The sequence below is a fragment of the Stenotrophomonas sp. STEN033 genome (genome assembly GCF_056856655.1).
Genome location: NZ_JBXFWM010000131.1, coordinates 1 through 1,024, shown reverse-complemented (window position 1 = coordinate 1,024; position 1,024 = coordinate 1). Strand labels below are relative to the sequence as shown.

1 protein-coding gene is annotated in these 1,024 nt (G+C 61.1%); it reads right to left on the bottom strand.

Annotated features, from left to right (window positions below):
- Positions 1–444: 444 nt before the first annotated feature.
- Positions 445–795, bottom strand: a complete 351-nt coding sequence (locus AC1VXC_RS21060) for a DUF2958 domain-containing protein (RefSeq protein WP_049445260.1) — start codon at positions 793–795, stop codon at positions 445–447.
- Positions 796–1,024 lie beyond the last annotated feature (229 nt).

Here is a 1,024-nt window from a genome sequence, read left to right as displayed (position 1 = left end):
CGGCGCAGGTATTCCCACGCCAACGCGGGGCCGTCCAGGTGCAGGACGTAGAGATAGGCCGCTGTCGGATACCAGTGTTCGGCGCTCGGGTCAGCCATGACGCAACCTCCTGTCATTCAGCAGGAACGTCGCCACGAATTCCGCCGTGCGGGAGCTATCGAACCGCCATCAGGTCGTCATCAAGAATGGTTAAGCTGCAAATGTTGGTGTCAAGACCGTTTGGCTCCGGCACGTTGCGAAAATCGTCTGAATGCGACGGCCACACCGTCATAAAACTGACGCGCAGCACTTGACACCGTGCCTTAGTCCAGGCCGAAGATCATGACCGATTGCAGCAGGGTCGCACCGCTTCGGTGCAAGGATGCGGATTGAGACCTGGACGGTCTTGACCAAGACTGAAATAGTCACAATGCGCCTCGGCTGGCCGGGCCATGCTGTCTTTCATCAGTCCGTGATCGCGCTGTTCTCCTGCGCCAACCGGACGTACTCCGACAACGAACGCACCGCCTGGAAATACCGATCCCGTCGCACTGGCAGTTCGCGCGGCCCAACGATGCCAGCCAGATCGGACAGCTTGACCGTCCCGAGCGCGGGCATTCCGATCCCGAGGTCGATCAGGCCGTAGGCCGTGTCGCCATCCGCAGGATCGAGCGACACCAGCAGCCAGGTCACATGCGCGTCTGGGGTGAACAGCCGCACCACGGGCAACGGGTCGAGCCGCTGACCAGCGGCTAGCGCCGCGCCATGGGTCAGCAGCCGGGCGCGCTCGTCGGTGGTGACAAGCGACAAGGTCATGGCCGGAACCTCCATGAAACCGAGGATGCGCGGATGCGCTTCTGCGTCGAAGCACGGAACCGCCGAACCGTCTCTTTGTTTTCGTGGGGAAGCACGGACGCGCAAGCCATCGCATCCGTAGAAGCACGCAAGCGCAGAAGCGGAATTGTAGGAAGCCGGAAAGACACGGATGCGATTCCCCGGTTCTGTCGGAATCCGTAATTACGGATTTCCGTAAAAGCACGAAAGC